At 70.9% G+C, this 16886-nt stretch carries 13 protein-coding genes; 8 read left to right on the forward strand and 5 right to left on the reverse strand.

Annotation, left to right across the window (positions count from 1 at the left end; translation table 11 throughout):
• The first annotated feature begins 7 nt into the window (after nt 1-7).
• The 4 genes from uvrB to ACWC2B_RS05290 all read left to right on the forward strand — a co-directional run bounded on the left by uvrB (nt 8) and on the right by ACWC2B_RS05290 (nt 6198).
• Nucleotides 8-2131: an excinuclease ABC subunit UvrB gene (uvrB, locus tag ACWC2B_RS05275; protein WP_450715079.1), complete on the forward strand. Its 2124-nt coding sequence runs from the start codon at nt 8-10 to the stop codon at nt 2129-2131.
• Between the two features lie 167 nt (nt 2132-2298).
• Nucleotides 2299-2877, forward strand: coding sequence for a TerD family protein (locus ACWC2B_RS05280; RefSeq protein WP_450715080.1), 579 nt, complete (start codon nt 2299-2301; stop codon nt 2875-2877).
• Nucleotides 2878-3007: 130 nt separating this feature from the next.
• Nucleotides 3008-4927 carry a TerD family protein gene (locus ACWC2B_RS05285; protein WP_450715081.1) on the forward strand — a complete coding sequence of 640 codons (1920 nt, stop codon included), beginning with the start codon at nt 3008-3010 and terminating at the stop codon, nt 4925-4927.
• Between the two features lie 290 nt (nt 4928-5217).
• On the forward strand, nt 5218-6198 hold the full coding sequence (locus tag ACWC2B_RS05290; protein ID WP_450715082.1) for a TerC family protein: 981 nt from the start codon (nt 5218-5220) through the stop codon (nt 6196-6198).
• A 20-nt stretch (nt 6199-6218) separates the two neighbouring features.
• Here ACWC2B_RS05290 and ACWC2B_RS05295 read toward each other — a convergent pair whose 3' ends face one another.
• From ACWC2B_RS05295 to ACWC2B_RS05305, 3 genes are all read right to left on the reverse strand, one after another.
• Nucleotides 6219-7505 carry an MFS transporter gene (locus tag ACWC2B_RS05295; RefSeq protein ID WP_450715083.1) on the reverse strand — a complete coding sequence of 429 codons (1287 nt, stop codon included), beginning with the start codon at nt 7503-7505 and terminating at the stop codon, nt 6219-6221.
• Between the two features lie 234 nt (nt 7506-7739).
• Nucleotides 7740-8396: an MBL fold metallo-hydrolase gene (locus ACWC2B_RS05300; protein ID WP_450715084.1), complete on the reverse strand. Its 657-nt coding sequence runs from the start codon at nt 8394-8396 to the stop codon at nt 7740-7742.
• 21 nt (nt 8397-8417) lie between these two features.
• The gene (locus ACWC2B_RS05305; protein WP_450715085.1) at nt 8418-9107 is read right to left on the reverse strand and encodes a maleylpyruvate isomerase family mycothiol-dependent enzyme; all 690 of its coding nucleotides are present in this window, start codon (nt 9105-9107) and stop codon (nt 8418-8420) included.
• A gap of 223 nt (nt 9108-9330) precedes the next feature.
• Between ACWC2B_RS05305 and uvrA the strand changes: the two genes are divergently transcribed.
• Nucleotides 9331-12351 carry an excinuclease ABC subunit UvrA gene (uvrA, locus tag ACWC2B_RS05310; protein ID WP_450715086.1) on the forward strand — a complete coding sequence of 1007 codons (3021 nt, stop codon included), beginning with the start codon at nt 9331-9333 and terminating at the stop codon, nt 12349-12351.
• Nucleotides 12352-12664: 313 nt separating this feature from the next.
• Here the strand turns inward: uvrA and ACWC2B_RS05315 are convergent, their stop codons facing one another.
• On the reverse strand, nt 12665-13555 hold the full coding sequence (locus tag ACWC2B_RS05315) for a carbohydrate kinase family protein (protein WP_450715087.1): 891 nt from the start codon (nt 13553-13555) through the stop codon (nt 12665-12667).
• A 160-nt stretch (nt 13556-13715) separates the two neighbouring features.
• On the opposite strand from ACWC2B_RS05315, the gene ACWC2B_RS05320 reads away from it, so the two are divergent.
• Entirely contained in the window at nt 13716-14144 is a 429-nt protein-coding gene (locus tag ACWC2B_RS05320) for a Rieske (2Fe-2S) protein (RefSeq protein ID WP_450715088.1), read from the forward strand.
• 74 nt (nt 14145-14218) lie between these two features.
• Here the strand turns inward: ACWC2B_RS05320 and ACWC2B_RS05325 are convergent, their stop codons facing one another.
• A complete protein-coding gene (locus ACWC2B_RS05325) occupies nt 14219-15142 on the reverse strand; it encodes a hypothetical protein (protein ID WP_450715089.1) in 924 nt (307 codons plus the stop codon).
• A 238-nt stretch (nt 15143-15380) separates the two neighbouring features.
• Here ACWC2B_RS05325 and ACWC2B_RS05330 point away from each other — a divergent pair, with 238 nt between their 5' ends.
• Nucleotides 15381-15989 (forward strand): papain-like cysteine protease family protein, encoded by a 609-nt coding sequence (locus ACWC2B_RS05330; protein ID WP_450715090.1) that lies wholly within the window; start codon nt 15381-15383, stop codon nt 15987-15989.
• Nucleotides 15990-15994: 5 nt separating this feature from the next.
• On the forward strand, nt 15995-16819 hold the full coding sequence (locus ACWC2B_RS05335) for a hypothetical protein (protein ID WP_450715233.1): 825 nt from the start codon (nt 15995-15997) through the stop codon (nt 16817-16819).
• The last annotated feature ends 67 nt before the right edge of the window (nt 16820-16886 follow it).

Below are 16886 nucleotides of genomic sequence, written 5' to 3' on the forward strand. Positions count from 1 at the left end.
TGGTTGCATGCGGCCCGTTTCCAAGATCGAACGTACGGTGGCGCCCTTCGAGGTCGTCAGTCCCTACCAGCCCAGCGGTGACCAGCCGGCGGCCATCGCCGAGCTGGAGAAGCGCATCCGCGCAGGTGAGAAGGATGTCGTCCTTCTCGGCGCCACCGGCACCGGAAAGTCGGCGACGACTGCCTGGATGATCGAGAAGCTCCAGCGCCCCACGCTCGTCATGGCGCCGAACAAGACCCTGGCCGCCCAGCTGGCCAACGAGTTCCGCGAGCTGCTGCCCAACAACGCCGTCGAGTACTTCGTGTCGTACTACGACTACTACCAGCCCGAGGCGTACGTCCCGCAGTCGGACACCTACATCGAGAAGGACTCCTCGATCAACGAGGAGGTCGAGCGGCTGCGCCACTCGGCGACCAACTCGCTGCTCACCCGCCGTGACGTGATCGTGGTCGCGTCCGTCTCCTGCATCTACGGTCTGGGCACCCCGCAGGAGTACGTCGACCGGATGGTGCCGCTCAAGGTCGGCGACGAGATCGACCGCGACCAGCTGCTGCGCCGCTTCGTCGACATCCAGTACACCCGCAACGACGTGGCGTTCGCGCGCGGCACCTTCCGGGTGCGCGGGGACACCATCGAGATCTTCCCGGTCTACGAGGAACTGGCCGTCCGCATCGAGATGTTCGGGGACGAGATCGAGGCGCTCTCGACCCTGCACCCGATCACCGGCGAGATCATCAGCGAGGACCAGTCGCTCTACGTCTTCCCCGCCAGCCACTACGTGGCGGGCCCGGAGCGCATGGAGAAGGCCGTCAACGGCATCGAGAAGGAGCTGGAGCAGCGCCTGGCGGAGCTGGAGAAGCAGGGCAAGCTCCTGGAGGCCCAGCGGCTGCGCATGCGCACCACGTACGACCTGGAGATGCTCCGCCAGATCGGCAGCTGCTCGGGCGTGGAGAACTACTCGATGCACTTCGACGGCCGTGAGCCCGGCACCGCGCCCAACACCCTGATCGACTACTTCCCCGAGGACTTCCTGCTGGTCCTCGACGAGTCGCATGTGACCGTGCCGCAGATCGGCGCGATGTACGAGGGCGACGCCTCCCGCAAGAGGACGCTCGTCGACCACGGCTTCCGGCTGCCCTCCGCGCTGGACAACCGGCCGCTGAAGTGGGAGGAGTTCCTCGGCCGCATCGGCCAGACCGTCTACCTGTCGGCCACCCCCGGCAAGTACGAACTCTCCCGCGGCGACGGCTTCGTGGAGCAGATCATCCGCCCCACCGGCCTGGTCGACCCCGAGGTCGTGGTCAAGCCCACCGAGGGCCAGATCGACGACCTGGTCCACGAGATCCGCAAGCGCACCGACAAGGACGAGCGCGTCCTGGTCACCACGCTGACCAAGAAGATGGCCGAGGACCTCACCGACTACTTCCTCGAACTGGGCATCCAGGTGCGGTACTTGCACAGCGACGTCGACACGCTGCGCCGTATCGAGCTCCTGCGGGAACTGCGGGCCGGTGAGTACGACGTGCTGGTCGGCATCAACCTGCTGCGCGAGGGCCTCGACCTGCCCGAGGTCTCCCTGGTGGCGATCCTCGACGCCGACAAGGAGGGCTTCCTGCGCTCGGGCACCTCCCTGATCCAGACCATCGGCCGTGCGGCACGCAACGTCTCCGGCCAGGTCCACATGTACGCCGACCGCGTCACCCCGGCGATGGAGAAGGCCATCGAGGAGACCAACCGGCGCCGCGAGAAGCAGATCGCGTACAACAAGGAGAAGGGGATCGACCCCCAGCCGCTGCGGAAGAAGATCAACGACATCGTCGCGACCATCGCGCGCGAGGAGATCGACACCGAGGAACTGCTCGGCAGCGGATACCGCAAGGGCAAGGACGGCAAGGCGGCCAAGGCGCCGGTGCCCTCGCTCGGCGGCAAGGCGGGGAAGGCCGGCAAGGGCGCGAAGAAGGAGCTCACCGACCGTCCCGCGGCCGAACTGGCGGGAATCATCGAGGAGATGACCGACCGGATGCGGGCGGCGGCCGCGGACCTGCAGTTCGAGGTGGCGGCCCGGCTGCGCGACGAGGTCGGCGAGCTGAAGAAGGAACTCCGCCAGATGAAGGAGGCGGGCCTCGCCTGACCGGCCGGCCGCGGGGGCGGACGCCGTGCGTACGCGGTGTGTTGCAACACCGCCACAAAAAGCCCCCGCGTGCTCGCGCGGCCCGGGCCACTGCGTAGGGTCGGGCCCGAGAACGTACAACAACGCAAAGCATGTCAAGAACGACACATGGGGAGAGGGGACAGCGCGTGACGGTCAATCTGTCCAAGGGTCAGGCCATCAGCCTGGAGAAGCAGGGTGGCGGCACCCTGACCGCGGTGCGGATGGGGCTCGGCTGGCAGGCGGCACCGCGCCGGGGCCTGTTCGGCAAGCGGACGCAGGAGATCGACCTGGACGCGTCGGCGGTGCTCTTCGCCGACAAGCAGCCCGTCGACGTGGTCTTCTTCCGCCACCTCGTCAGCGACGACGGCTCGGTCCGGCACACCGGTGACAACCTCGTGGGCGGCGCGGGCCAGGGCGGTGACGACGAGTCGATCCTGGTCGACCTCTCGCGCGTGCCGGTCCACATCGACCAGATCGTCTTCACGGTGAACTCGTTCACCGGCCAGACGTTCCAGGAGGTGCAGAACGCGTTCTGCCGCCTGGTCGACGAGACCAACGGCCAGGAGCTGGCCCGCTACACGCTGGACGGCGGCGGCCAGTACACCGCGCAGATCATGGCGAAGGTGCACCGCGCGGGCGCCGGCTGGCAGATGACCGCCATCGGCAACCCGGCCAACGGCCGCACCTTCCAGGACCTGATGCCGGCGATCCTGCCGCAGCTCTGACCGCACCGCGGTACCGGACATCGCAGGACCGAACACCGCAGCTCCCGGAGGCACGAGGCCGCCGGGAGCTGCATCGCAACCGCATGCGCGGCACACGCACCACCATCAACTCGACGAGGGGACAGAGGCGATGACGGCCGAGCTGGTACGGGGACAGAACCATCCCCTGCCCCAGACCCGACTGGAGATCCGGGTGTCGGCCGGCACCCCGATCGTGGCCGGCGCCACGCTCGGCGACGAGCAGGGCCTGGTGCGCGGGGCGGAGCGGGTCGCCCACCCCGGCGCGCCGAGCCTGCCCGGCCTGGAGGTCTCCCGGCAGGCCGCCGCCGATCACCGCCTGGCCGTGGACCTGGAGGCCCTGGGCGAGGGCGTGCACCGCGTCAACGTGCTCCTCGCGCTGCCGCTCGGGACGCCGGGGCCCAGCCGGTTCGCCGCGGTCGCGGCCCCCTTCGTCGCCGTCACCGGCCTCGACGGCACCGAGATCGCCAGCTACACCATCACGGGGCTCGGCGCCGAGTCCGCCGTCGTGGCCCTGGAGCTCTACCGCCGCCAGGGCGCCTGGAAGATCCGCGCCATCGGCCAGGGGTACGCGGGCGGCCTCGCCGACCTGCTGGCCGACCAGGGGCTGTCCGAGGCGGGGCAGCTGGCCGCCGCCATCCAGGACGCGATCGCGCTCGGCGTCTCCCGTTCGGTGGCCGCGCCCCCGCCCCGTACCAGCGACGATGCCCGGGTGCGCGCCGCCGGGCCCGGAGTCTCCGGCGGGCCCGCACCGGCCGACGCCCAGCCGCCCGTCACCCCGCCCCAGCAGGCCGTCGGTGACGGCGGGCCCATCAACTACGCGCACCCCCGGCGACAGACCAGCACGCCCCCGCCACCGGCGCCGGTCGCGCCGCCCGCGGCCCCCGGCGAGCCCGCGCAGCCCGTCGCGGGCGACGCCAGCGGCTGGTCCATGGACGAGCGGCTCTACAACCAGGTCTGGGGCATGTTCGAGGACCTGGCCCGCGCCGTCGCCGCCTACCGCAGCGCCGTCGACTTCGCGGACTCGCGGATGGAGCAGGAACTCGACCGCGCCCTGTCCGACCCGCGCGACCGCATGGGCTCCGCCGGGGACCGGGCGCGCGAGCAGGCCCGCGCCAAGCGGGAGGAGCTCGTCGACAGGGCAAGGGAGGCCCTCGACCGCGACCTCGCCCAGCTGACCGCCGAGTCCGAGGTCGTCGAGCCCGCCCTGCCGCCCGCGTACGCCCGCTGGGACAACCCGGTGTGGCACGCCTACCGAGTGCCGATGGAACTCCCCATGGCCCTGCGGATCGGCGATCTGCGGCTGCCCGAGCAGCCGGAGCTGCGCATTCCGATGCTGGTCCGGCTGCCCCTTGAGCGCGGCCTGTGGATCGACTCGGGCCGCGGCGGCTCGGAGGAGGCCGCGTTCATGGACTCCGACCAGGTCAAGGGCCTGGCCGTGGACACCGCGGTGGCGGTCGCGGCCCGGCTGCTCGCTGTCTACCCGGCCCATGAGTTCGCCGTCCACGTCATCGACCCGGCGGGTTCGGCCGCCGCCCGGCTCGCCCCGCTCACACGGGCCGGGGTGCTCGCCGCGCCCCCGGCGGCGGGCGCGGCCGGGGTGTCCGAGGTACTGGCCCGGCTCACCGAGCGCGTGGACCTCGTACAGATGGCGGTACGGGCGGGGGCGGGCGCGGACGCGCTGCCGCCCGGCATGGACACCGCCGAACAGCTCCTGATCGTCAACGACTTCCCGCACGGCTTCGACGACCGAGCCCTGAACCAGCTGCGCTACCTCGCCGACGAGGGGCCCTCGGTCGGCGTGCACCTCCTGATGGTCGCCGACCGCGAGGAGGCCAGCGAGTACGGGCCGGTCCTGCAGCCGCTGTGGCGCTCGCTGCTGCGGCTGACCCCGGTGCCCGACGACCACCTCGCCGATCCCTGGGTGGGCCACGCCTGGACCTACGAGCCGCCGCTCGCGCCACCCGACAGCCGCGTCCTGGAGCAGGTCCTGGGTCAGGTCGGCGAGGCCCGCGCCGCCTGGCCCCGCTAGCGCTCCTGCCCGTTCCGGAACGGCGCGGGCGACTCCACCGTAAGAGCTAGACCAAACGCCTCCGACCTGGCAATTTGGCCGATCTTTACCAATCTCTTTACCTTCTCTTGGTCATTCGGGTAGGCTGCTTGCAGCGGAGGGGAGTACTCCCGACTGCGGCGTTCCCGTCAATACGGACCCACGGGACGGGTCCCGGGGTGCCGGCCCGTGGCGCGAGGGAAGGCGCCCGGGTGGAAGAGACCTCCGGCAGCGACGACGCTGATCAGTAGCCGTACGACGCCGGAGGCGCAGTGGACGTTTCAATGACCCTGTGGGTACTGACCATTCTTGGTCTGTGTGCCCTGATCGCGGCCGACTTCTTCATCGGGCGCAAGCCCCATGACGTGTCGGTCAAGGAAGCCGGCATCTGGACCGTGGTCTGGATCGTGCTGGCCGCGCTCTTCGGCCTCGGCCTGCTGTTCTTCGGCAACAGCCAGGCGTCCGGCGAGTTCTTCGCGGGCTTCATCACCGAGAAGTCGCTCTCCGTCGACAACCTCTTCGTCTTCATCCTGATCATGGCGAAGTTCTCGGTGCCCTCGCACCTCCAGCAACGGGTGCTGCTGTTCGGCGTGTTGATCGCCCTCGTGCTGCGCGCGATCTTCATCGCGGCCGGCGCCGCGGTGATCGCCAACTTCTCCTGGGTCTTCTACATCTTCGGCGCGTTCCTGATCTACACCGCCTGGAAGCTCATCCAGGAGGCGCGCTCCGGTGACGAGGAGGAGGAGTTCGAGGAGAACCGCCTCCTGAAGTCCGTCGAGAAGAAGTTCGGCGTCGCCGACAAGTACCACGGCACCAAGCTGTTCGTGGAGAAGAACGGCAAGAAGATCCTGACGCCGCTCATGGTCGTCATGCTCGCCATCGGCACCACCGACGTCCTCTTCGCGATGGACTCGATCCCCGCGATCTTCGGTCTCACGCAGGACCCGTACATCGTCTTCACCGCCAACGCCTTCGCGCTGATGGGCCTGCGCCAGCTGTACTTCCTGATCGGCGGGCTGCTCAAGAAGCTGGTCCACCTCAGCTACGGCCTGTCGGTGATCCTCGGCTTCATCGGCGTGAAGCTGGTGCTGCACGCCCTGCACGAGAACGGGATGAACGTCCCCGAGATCTCCATCCCGGTCTCGCTCGGCGTGATCTGCGGCGTCCTGGTCATCACCACGATCACCAGCCTCATCGCCGCCAAGAAGCAGACGGCGGCCGAGGAGCCCCAGAAGGACAGCATCGGCGCCTGACCGGCTCCGAGGCGGTCTCCCTATGCGGGGGCCGCCTCCGGCTCCGCCCCGGGCCCCGGCTGCGCCACCGGCGCGGGCCGGGTCTCGGGGAGCAGCGCGAAACAGCCCAGGCTCAGCAGCCCGATGCCGGTCAGATACGCGGCGACACCCCACGGCGGGCCTTCCCCGCGGGCCAGCGCCGTAGCCACGATCGGGGTCAGCGCGCCGCCGAGCACCCCGCCCAGGTTGTAGCCGACGGCCGCGCCCGTGCAGCGCACCCGCGGCTCGTACAGCTCCGGCAGATACGCCGCGATCACCGCGAACATCGAGATGAACGCCAGCATCGCGCCGAGGAACCCGGCGAACATCCACAGCGGCTCGCCGGTCGAAAGCAGCGCCACCATCGGGAACATCCACACCACCGTCGCCGCACACCCCACCAGGCACAGCGGCCGACGCCCGTAGCGATCGCCGAGCAGAGCCGCGAGCGGCGTCAGCGCACCCATGATCGCGACAGCCGCCATGACGCAGACGAGCATCACCGTGCGGTCGACCCCGAGCCGTTCCGTCGCGTACGCCAGCGACCAGGTCGACACCGTGTAGAAGACGGCATACCCGATCGAGAGGGCGCCCGCGGTCAGGAGCACCAACCGCCAATGGCCGCGCGCCACTTCGAGCAGCGGCAGCCTGGCCGGCTCGCCCATCTCGCGGAACTGCGGCGTCTCTGCCAACGAGGTCCGAAGCAGCAGCCCGCCCAGCGCGAGCAGCCCGGCACCCCAGAACGGCACCCGCCAGCCCCAGTCGCGGAACTGGGCGTCGCTCAGCCCGGCGGACAGAGCGAGGACCACGCCGTTGGCCAGCAGGAAGCCGGTGGAGGGACCGATCTGAGGAAAGCTCGTCCACAGGCCGCGCCGGTGGGCGGGCGCGTGCTCGGCCGTGAGCAGCACCGCGCCGCCCCATTCGCCGCCGAGCCCGAGCCCCTGGAGGAAACGCAGCACCAGGAGCAGCGAGGGCGCCGCGATACCGATCGAGGCGTACGAGGGCACACAGCCGACCGCCACCGTCGCGAGCCCAGTCAGCGTGAGCGAGGCGAACATGACGGGACGGCGCCCGTAGCGGTCGCCGATGTGCCCGAAGAGGACCGAGCCCAGGGGGCGGGCCAGGAAGCCGACACCAAAGGTGCCGAAGGCGGCCAGAGTTCCCGCGAGCGCGGAGAACGTCGGAAAGAACAGCGGGCCGAGGACCAGGGCGGCCGCCGTCCCGTACACGAAGAAGTCGTAGAACTCGATGGCGGTGCCCGCGAGCGAGGCCGCCGCGAGACGGAGCATCGACGGGGGAGCGGGAGAGGTGGGGGGAGTTGGGGTGCGCATGTCGCGCCAACTACCCCGGGTGATCATCCGTTACGGGGGCGCGCGGAAGCTCGCCGGACGGCGGGCGGGGGCACGGCTGCACCGCCGATTGTCAGTGGCGGGTGCCACGATCGAGGCATGGACTTCTACGGCGCACCGAACGGATCGGTTCCCTCGGCGGAACCGGCGGCGGAACGCGCCGCCGCGGGGCGGCTACCAGCCCCGTGCGTGCCACTCCGGCAGGTGCGGGCGCTCGTCGCCGAGGGTGGTGTCGTTGCCGTGGCCGGGGTAGACCCAGGTCTCGTCCGGCAGGGCGTCGAAGAGCTTGGTCTCGACGTCGCGGATGAGGCTGGCGAAGGCCTCCGGGTCCTTCCAGGTGTTGCCCACGCCGCCCGGGAACAGGCAGTCGCCGGTGAACACATGGGGGTGGCCGTGCGGGTCGTCGTAGACCAGGGCGATCGAGCCCGGCGTGTGGCCGACGAGGTGGCGCGCGGTGAGCTCGACGCGGCCGACCCTGATCGTGTCACCGTCCTCGACGGGGACATCGGTCGGTACCGGGATGCCCTCGGCGTCGTAGCGGCCCGCGTAGGTGCGCGCGCCCGTCGCGGCGACGACCTCGGCGAGCGCCTGCCAGTGGTCGCCGTGCCGGTGGGTGGTGACGACGGACGCGATGCCGTCGTCACCGATCAGCGTGAGCAGCGTCGCGGGGTCGGCCGCCGCGTCGATGAGCAGCTGCTCGCCGGTGGTCCGGCAGCGCAGCAGATACGCGTTGTTGCTCATCGACCCGACCTCGACCTTGGAGATCATCAGGTCCGTCAGCTCGTGCACATCGGCCGGTCCGCCGGCCTTCACCGCTCCGCTGTACGTCATGGGCTCAGCCTATCGCCGAGGTCACAGCGGGGGCAGGGTGGGCAGCGCGCCGCCGGTCACCCTGAGGGCGGCGCCGTCACGCCGTCCCGCGAGCCAGCCGACGAGGTCCGCGGCGGTTCCGCCCACCTGGACCGGGCCGCCGTCGGCGCCGCCGCCGGTGGTCCAGGACCGGCCGGTGTCGTCGGTCAGAGTGGTCGACGGAAGGTCTTTGTGCCCGGCGAACCGCTCGGCGAGGAAGTCGATCTCGCGCCGGACGAAGTCCGCGGGGAGGTCTTCGAGCTCGTATCCGATCCCGAGGTCCACGTGGTGCAGCTCGACCTCGACGAGGCGGCGGAAGGGCACGCGGGCGGCGGCGTCGGTGACGCCGTTGCGCAGCTCGACCGTGCGCGACCAGTCGGCGGGCCGCTCGCCCTCCGCCTGGAAGCCGGCCGCGCTCTCGCGTACGTCCGCGAGCTGGGCGTCCAGCGGGCGGGGCGCGTCGCGGTCGATGTCCGCGTCCCGGGTCTCGGGGCTCGCATACATGGGCCGCCCGGCCAGCACATTGACGAGCGCATCCGCGTTCCGTGCGATATGGGCCAGCACATGGCCGCGGCTCCAGCCGGGCAGCCGTGACGGCTCGGTGACGGAGGCGTTGTCCAGTGCGGCGGCTGCGGTGAGCAGTCGTTCGGTGGCTTCGCGTACAGAGGCCAGGTCGCGTGCGTGATCAATCATGGCGCCGACGATAGCCCCGCCACTCGTCCGGGTGAAGGTGGCCGGACGAGTCCGTAAATCGAATGCGCGTGCTATACGCTCGTAGTCGGTTCCCTTCTCCGGATCCCGTTCGGAACGTGTCCGGATTCATCCAAGAATCAACAACATCACCGTGGCGCCCCCCATACCCTGGGACGGGGGCTCCTGGAGCTCCCTCGCTCTCTCTAGAAAGGTGCGGACCGGCGTGGCCGACCGTCTCATCGTCCGTGGCGCGCGCGAGCACAACCTGAAGAACGTCTCGCTCGACCTGCCGCGCGACTCCCTCATCGTCTTCACGGGTCTGTCCGGGTCGGGCAAGTCCTCGCTCGCCTTCGACACGATCTTCGCGGAGGGGCAGCGGCGGTACGTCGAGTCGCTGTCGTCCTACGCCCGCCAGTTCCTCGGCCAGATGGACAAGCCGGACGTCGACTTCATCGAAGGTCTGTCGCCCGCCGTCTCCATCGACCAGAAGTCGACCTCGCGCAACCCGCGCTCGACGGTCGGCACCATCACCGAGGTCTACGACTACCTGCGTCTGCTCTTCGCGCGCATCGGCAAGCCGCACTGCCCCGAGTGCCGGCGGCCCATCTCGCGCCAGTCGCCGCAGGCCATCGTCGACAAGGTGCTCGAACTGCCCGAGGGCAGCCGCTTCCAGGTGCTCTCGCCGCTGGTGCGTGAGCGCAAGGGCGAGTTCGTCGACCTCTTCGCCGACCTCCAGACCAAGGGCTACAGCCGGGCCCGGGTCGACGGCGAGACCATCCAGCTCGCCGAGCCGCCCAAGCTGAAGAAGCAGGAGAAGCACACCATCGAGGTGGTCATCGACCGCCTCACGGTGAAGGACTCCGCCAAGCGCCGCCTCACCGACTCCGTGGAGACCGCGCTGGGCCTGTCCGGCGGCATGGTCGTGCTCGACTTCGTCGACCTCGCCGCCGACGACCCCGAGCGCGAGCGGATGTACTCGGAGCACCTCTACTGCCCGTACGACGACCTGTCCTTCGAGGAGCTGGAGCCGCGCTCCTTCTCCTTCAACTCACCGTTCGGCGCCTGCCCCGACTGCACGGGCATCGGTACGCGCATGGAGGTCGACCCCGAGCTGATCATCCCGGACGAGGACAAGTCCCTCGACGAGGGAGCGGTCTCGCCGTGGTCGCTCGGCCACACCAAGGACTACTTCGCCCGTCTGGTGGGCGCGCTCGCCGACGAGCTGGGCTTCCGCACCGACATCCCCTGGGCCGGGCTCCCGCAGCGCGCCAAGAAGGCGCTGCTTTACGGCCACAAGACCCAGATCGAGGTCCGCTACCGCAACCGGTACGGCCGCGAGCGGGCCTACACGACCTCCTTCGAGGGCGCGGTGCCGTTCGTCAAGCGGCGCCACTCCGAGGCGGAGAGCGACGGCGCCCGCGAGCGCTTCGAGGGCTACATGCGCGAGGTGCCCTGCCCCACTTGTGAGGGCACGCGCCTGAAGCCCCTCGTCCTCGCGGTCACCGTGATGGAGCGGTCCATCGCCGAGGTCTCCGCGATGTCGATCAGCGACTGTGCGGACTTCCTGGCCGAGCTGAAGCTCAACAACCGGGACAAGAAGATCGCCGAGCGAGTCCTGAAGGAGGTCAACGAGCGGCTGAAGTTCCTGGTCGACGTCGGCCTCGACTACCTCTCGCTCAACCGCGCGGCCGGCACGCTCTCCGGCGGCGAGGCCCAGCGCATCCGGCTCGCCACCCAGATCGGTTCCGGCCTGGTCGGCGTGCTCTACGTCCTGGACGAGCCGTCGATCGGGCTGCACCAGCGCGACAACCACCGTCTGATCGAGACGCTCGTACGCCTTCGGGACATGGGCAACACCCTGATCGTCGTCGAGCACGACGAGGACACCATCAAGGTGGCCGACTGGGTCGTCGACATCGGTCCGGGCGCCGGTGAGCACGGCGGAAAGGTCGTCCACAGCGGCCCGTTGAAGCAGCTGCTCAGCAACAAGGAGTCGATGACCGGCCAGTACCTGGCGGGCAAGAAGTCGATCCCGCTGCCCGACGTCCGGCGGCCCATGGATCCCACGCGCCGGCTCACCGTGCACGGCGCAAAGGAGAACAACCTCCGCGACATCGACGTCTCGTTCCCCCTCGGCGTGCTGACCGCCGTCACCGGCGTCTCCGGCTCGGGCAAGTCGACGCTGGTCAACGACATTCTCTATACGCACCTGGCCCGGGAGCTGAACGGGGCGCGCGGCGTGCCCGGGCGGCACACCCGGGTCGACGGCGACGACCTGGTCGACAAGGTCGTGCACGTCGACCAGTCGCCCATCGGCCGCACCCCGCGGTCCAACCCGGCGACGTACACGGGCGTCTTCGACCATGTGCGGAAGCTCTTCGCGGAGACCATGGAGGCCAAGGTCCGCGGGTACCTCCCCGGGCGCTTCTCCTTCAACGTCAAGGGCGGCCGCTGCGAGAACTGCTCGGGCGACGGCACCATCAAGATCGAGATGAACTTCCTGCCGGACGTGTACGTCCCGTGCGAGGTCTGCCACGGGGCGCGCTACAACCGGGAGACGCTGGAGGTCCACTACAAGGGCAAGTCCATCGCCGAGGTCCTCGACATGCCGATCGAGGAGGGCCTGGAGTTCTTCGAGGCCGTTCCGACGATCGCCCGTCACCTTCGGACGCTGAACGAGGTCGGGCTCGGGTATGTCCGGCTCGGGCAGTCCGCGCCGACGCTGTCGGGTGGTGAGGCGCAGCGCGTGAAGCTCGCCTCCGAGCTCCAGAAGCGGTCCACGGGGCGGACGGTGTACGTGCTCGACGAGCCCACCACCGGGCTGCACTTCGAGGACATCTCGAAGCTGATCAAGGTGCTTTCGGGGCTGGTCGACAAGGGGAACTCGGTGATCGTCATCGAGCACAACCTGGACGTCATCAAGACGGCGGACTGGGTTGTCGACATGGGTCCCGAGGGTGGCAACGGGGGTGGCCTGGTCATCGCCGAGGGCACCCCCGAGCAGGTCGCCTCCGAGCCGGCCAGCCACACGGGGAAGTTCCTGCGGGACATTCTGGGGGCGGACCGGATCAGTGACGCGTCCGTTCCGGTGCGGAAGCCGGTGAAGAAGGCGGCGGGCAAGAAGGCGGTTTCCGCGGCGAAGGCTGCGCCGGCGAAGAAGACGGCGTCTGCGTCTGCTCGGACGGCTTCCGCTGCCAAGAAGGCGGCTCCGGCGAAGAAGGCGGCTCGGGCTCGTAAGGCCTGAGTTCCCACCCCGCCCCTTCCCGAGACCCTCCGGGGGTGGGTGGGGTGGGGAGGGTTTGTTTCCCGGGGCTCCGCCCCAGACCCCCGGGGGCTCCGCCCCTCGACCCCGGCGGGGGCTCCGCCCCCTGCGCCCCTGGTTCGGAGCCCGCGCCCTGAGCCCCGGCGGCGGGGGCTCGGGCCTCTGCATCCCGGTTCCGGGCCCGCGCCCTGCGCCCCGGGTCGGAGGCCGCCCCCCCACCGCTGCCGGAGGAGGGGGCGCCGTGGCCGCAAGCGGTCGGGGTTGCTCCCTGGGGCTGGTCAGGGCCGGCCGGGCGTCACGTGGTGGGTAGTTCCTCCGCGGTTGGCGGCTGGGCGCCCTCTCTCGTGCAGGTCAGGGCCGCTGCTCTCGCCGCGTGGCGGAGTACTTCCGGCCAGTCGGCCGCGGCCAGGGCGGTGCGGGTCGGGAGGCGGTGCAGGAGCGCCGCGTTCACCGTGTCGCCCGCGCCGATCGTGTCCACCACCTCCACCCGCTCGGCGGGCACGGAGTGCTCCGCGCCTTCGGCGGTGTGGACCGTCAGGCCTGCCGAGCCCCTGGTCAGCACCACCGCCCGCGGGCCCGCCGCCAGCCACTCCTCCACCTCGCCGCCCAGCCACGCCGCGTCCTCCTCCGAGAGCTTCAGGAGGGATACGTACGGCAGCCAGCTTCTGAAGCGGGACCGGTAGGCGTCCGGGTCCGGGATCAGGCCGGGGCGGATGTTCGGGTCGAGCAGGGTGAGGACGCCCCGGGCGGATTCTCTGCGCAGCAGCGCCTCGTACGCGGTAGCGCCCGGTTCGAGTACCAGTGAGCACGTGCCCAGCGCCAACGCGCTTACCGTGGGCGGTAGTTGAGGGGGGACTTCGAAGAGGCGGTCGGCGGTGCCGTCGGCGTAGAAGCCGTACCTCGCGGAGCCGTCCGGCGCGAGGCTCGCCACCGCGAGCGTCGTCGGCTCCGGGCCGCGCTGCACCAGGGACGTGTCCACCCCGGCCGAGCGCAGCCCGCCGAGGAGGGCCTCGCCGAAGCCGTCCGTGGAGACCCGGGAGCAGAAGGCGGCCCCCGCGCCTAGCCGGCCCAGTGCGACCGCTGTGTTGTACGGGCCGCCACCGAGCCGCGGTGCCAGCGGCCCCAGCGGATCCTCGGGGTGCTGCGGCACCAGGTCGATGAGGGACTCTCCGGCGACGACGATCACGGCCCAGAACGTAACCCATCCCACGGCCGCTGCGGCAGCCCCGGCGAAGGGCGGGCGATCTGCGCCGGTATCGTCGATCGCGCAACCCGGGTCGGTTGCGCGCGACGACCGCGTCGGCCGCGCAGGCGACCGACCGAGACCAGTGATCAGTGGAGTACCCATGACCGGCCAGCCCGCCGCCCGTCGCACCGTGCTGAAAGGCGCCGCCCTCGCCGGGGCCGCGGGGGTCGGCGTAGCGGCCTGCTCCACCGAGTCCAAGCTCGGCCACGCTGAGACCCCGACCCCGACCTCGCCGGAACCGCTCGGCTCGCCCGACGCGGTCCCGGTCGGCGGTGCCAAGCTCTACCGCGAGCAGCGGGTCATGGTGTCCTGCCCGGCGAAGGGCGAGTACCAGGCGTTCAGCGCCCAGTGCACGCACGCGGGCTGCCTCCTGGAGAAGATCGAGGACGGCCACGCGAACTGCCCCTGCCACGGCAGCCGCTTCAATGTGATGACCGGCAAGCCCGTCCAGGGCCCGGCCACCGTGCCGCTGCCCAAGGTGCCGGTGAAGCTCAAGGACGGCCAGCTGGTGGCGGGCCCCGACGCCTGACCCGAGGCCCTTGAAGCCGACGCCCACGACATTGGCGCACCCGGCGCACCCCGCCCCGGCCAGGCCCCGGGCGCTCACTCCCAGTCCCAGTCGATCCCCAGGATCCCCGGCCGCACCCCCTGCTCCACCAGGTGCACCGAGCGGTGCCGGCCGCTGAGGGTGAGGTCGCTGCGGCCGGAGCGGGTGGCGCCCGTGGAGGTCTGGGCGAAGCGGCGGCAGCGGGCCGGCAGGGCCCGCTCGTCGAACCGCACCTGCAACACGTACTGGCCGCCCGCGAAGCTGAAGCCGCGCACGTACTCCCGGCTCGGACCGCCCGTACCGTCCTCGAAGCCGTATCCGAACAGGTACGTCTCGCCGGCCCGCAGCCGGGTGTCGAAGAGCAGCTCGGCGACCAGGACCCCGCTGGCCGCGTCCCAGCGGACGCGGCCGGTGCGGCAGTTCTCGCCCGCGCGCACCTCGACCCGGGCCGGATCGCAGTCGGCGTCCCCGCGGTGGATGGCCAGATAGCGGTCGATGCCGTCGCGGTGGGCCCGTACGACGTGCTGCGAGTCTCGGCCGCGCAGTTCCCGGGCCGCGCCGATACGGACCCGCTCGTGATGGCCGACGGTGTGCAGCCCGCCGTCCACCGGGGACTCCAGCTCGCCGATGAGCTGCTCCACCACCCCGGACGCCTCGACCAGCGAACGGTAGGAGCGCCCGGCGGGACGCTCGACCTCGGCCGCGGAGGTGTCGTCGAGGAGGCGCAGCAGGGAGTTCGCGGGCAGGCCGAGCACCTCTTCCAGGCCGCGCACGGCGCGCAGCGACTCGGGGCGCTGCGGCCGGCGCGCCCCCTGCTGCCAGTAACTCAGGCTGGTCACACCGACTTTGATGCCGCGCCCGGCGAGATGGTGCTGGACCCGCTGGAGCGGCAGACCCCGAACGGACAGCGCGGCGCGCAGTGCCAGGTGGAACGGGCCGGTGTGCAGCACCTGCGCCAGATCGGCCTCGGTGTGGAGCATGGGGGACTCCTCAGTGAACGTTCACGGTGGGGGGTGGGCGCGAGGCTGCGGCAGGTCGGGGAAAACCTGGTGGCGGACCGGGAGTTGTTCACACTCCGGCCACTTCGTTCACACCCGCGTCCCACCCCGCATTGAAGCGCGTTGACCAGTTCTCGACAACGCCCGATGCTCAACCGCAAGCGTCCGGACGCGATCCTCCACCATCCCCAACCCCCCACCCCGCCATGGGAGGAACGCGATGCGCAGCAAGAAGAGACGGCTGTCCGCCCTCACCCTCGTGGTGGCGGCCCTGTTTGCCGCCCCCACGGCAACGGCCACCGCCGCCCCGCACAGCGACCAGCCGGTGCCCGCCGCAGCCGCCGCGGCGAGTGCCAAGAAGCTCAACATCACGATGCAGTCCCAGCAGAAGAACAACTGGTGCTGGGCCGGCAGCGGCAACACCATCGCCACCTGGTTCGGCCGCAACTACACGCAGAACCAGTTCTGCAACGCGGCCTTCGGCCGGGCGCAGGGCTACGACTGCCCCAACTGGCAGGCCGACCTGGGCAATGTGCAGAACGCCCTGGACTGGGCCGGCATCAACTCGGGCTCGTACGTGAGCGGTTGGCTGCGCTATTCGACCGTACAGACCGAGATCAACAACAACCGTCCGATCGAGACCCGCATCCAGTGGTCCAGCGGCGGCGGTCACATGCACGTCCTGTACGGCTACGACACCGCGAGCAGCTGGGTGTACTGGGGCGATCCATGGCCCTCCAGCACCCGCTACAACTGGGCGTCGCACGACTGGTACGTGGACAACAACTCCTTCTCCTGGACCCACTCGCTGTACCGGATCGGGGCGTGACGACGATGAAGCTGACCCGCCTCGCACCCGCGGTCGCGGTCGCCGCGGCCCTCATCGGTCTCGCTGCCCCGCACGCCTTCGCCGACCAGGTGCCGCTCGCCTCCGCCGAGTCCAAGGCCGCGGCCCGCCAGGCCGCGAGCGCCCCGGCCACCCTCGACACGCTCTCCCGCTTCTTCGCGCGGGACGGCAAGGTGGCGCTGAAGGCCGCCGCCCCGCACATCGAGGGTGACGCGGTGCCCGTCTACGCGCTCTCCCCGCGGTTCGTGGCGGGGCAGGCGGGAGCCCCCGTCGCACAGCTGGAGTACCTGGCCTCGACGGCCGTCTCGTCGGACGGCCAGAAGGCCTCGCTGTGGACGGTTCGGCAGGGCGCCTCCTGGAAGGTGGTCAACATAGCCACCGGCGACGACGAGACCCGCTATGCGGCGGCCGGGGCCGCGAAACTCCCCGGCGGCACCGTCTTCCAGGAGCCGCAGATCAACGCCTGGTACGTCGAGAAGGACAGCAAGGTGCTGCCGCTCGACGAGGACGCCGTCAAGGCGGTCGGCGCGAACGGCACCACGCTCGCCGCCTACCAGAAGCGCGTCGCCAAGGCGTACGGCGACAAGCTGCCGGGCTCGGCGTACGCCAGGTCGGGCAAGGCCGGCGGCTACGGCGAGTCGGCCGAGGAGACCCGGGCCCAGGCCGCCCAGGCCGCGGCCGTCGCGGCCGGGCAGGACGACGGCTCCCTGACGGCGGTCTCCACCGTGGCCGGCGCGGGCGCGCTCCTCGCGCTCGGCCTCACCGGCACGGCCGCGCTGCGCAGGCGCCGCCGCCCGGCCGGGCAGGCGTAGCACCCGGGCCGGTGCGGGGGCTGCGACGGCGCACCCCCGCACCGGCCCGTTCACCGCCCGACCCCAT

The sequence above is a fragment of the Streptomyces sp. NPDC001415 genome (genome assembly GCF_053597395.1).

What these genes read in the sequence shown, in the direction of transcription:
- uvrB (WP_450715079.1), top strand. Translation starts at nt 8, where the DNA reads ATGCGGCCCGTTTCCAAGATCGAACGTACGGTGGCGCCCTTCGAGGTC.
- ACWC2B_RS05285 (WP_450715081.1), top strand. Translation starts at nt 3,008, where the DNA reads ATGACGGCCGAGCTGGTACGGGGACAGAACCATCCCCTGCCCCAGACC.
- ACWC2B_RS05295 (WP_450715083.1), bottom strand. Translation starts at nt 7,505, where the DNA reads ATGCTCCGTCTCGCGGCGGCCTCGCTCGCGGGCACCGCCATCGAGTTC.
- ACWC2B_RS05300 (WP_450715084.1), bottom strand. Translation starts at nt 8,396, where the DNA reads ATGACGTACAGCGGAGCGGTGAAGGCCGGCGGACCGGCCGATGTGCAC.
- ACWC2B_RS05305 (WP_450715085.1), bottom strand. Translation starts at nt 9,107, where the DNA reads ATGATTGATCACGCACGCGACCTGGCCTCTGTACGCGAAGCCACCGAA.
- ACWC2B_RS05320 (WP_450715088.1), top strand. Translation starts at nt 13,716, where the DNA reads ATGACCGGCCAGCCCGCCGCCCGTCGCACCGTGCTGAAAGGCGCCGCC.
- ACWC2B_RS05325 (WP_450715089.1), bottom strand. Translation starts at nt 15,142, where the DNA reads ATGCTCCACACCGAGGCCGATCTGGCGCAGGTGCTGCACACCGGCCCG.
- ACWC2B_RS05330 (WP_450715090.1), top strand. Translation starts at nt 15,381, where the DNA reads ATGCGCAGCAAGAAGAGACGGCTGTCCGCCCTCACCCTCGTGGTGGCG.
- ACWC2B_RS05335 (WP_450715233.1), top strand. Translation starts at nt 15,995, where the DNA reads ATGAAGCTGACCCGCCTCGCACCCGCGGTCGCGGTCGCCGCGGCCCTC.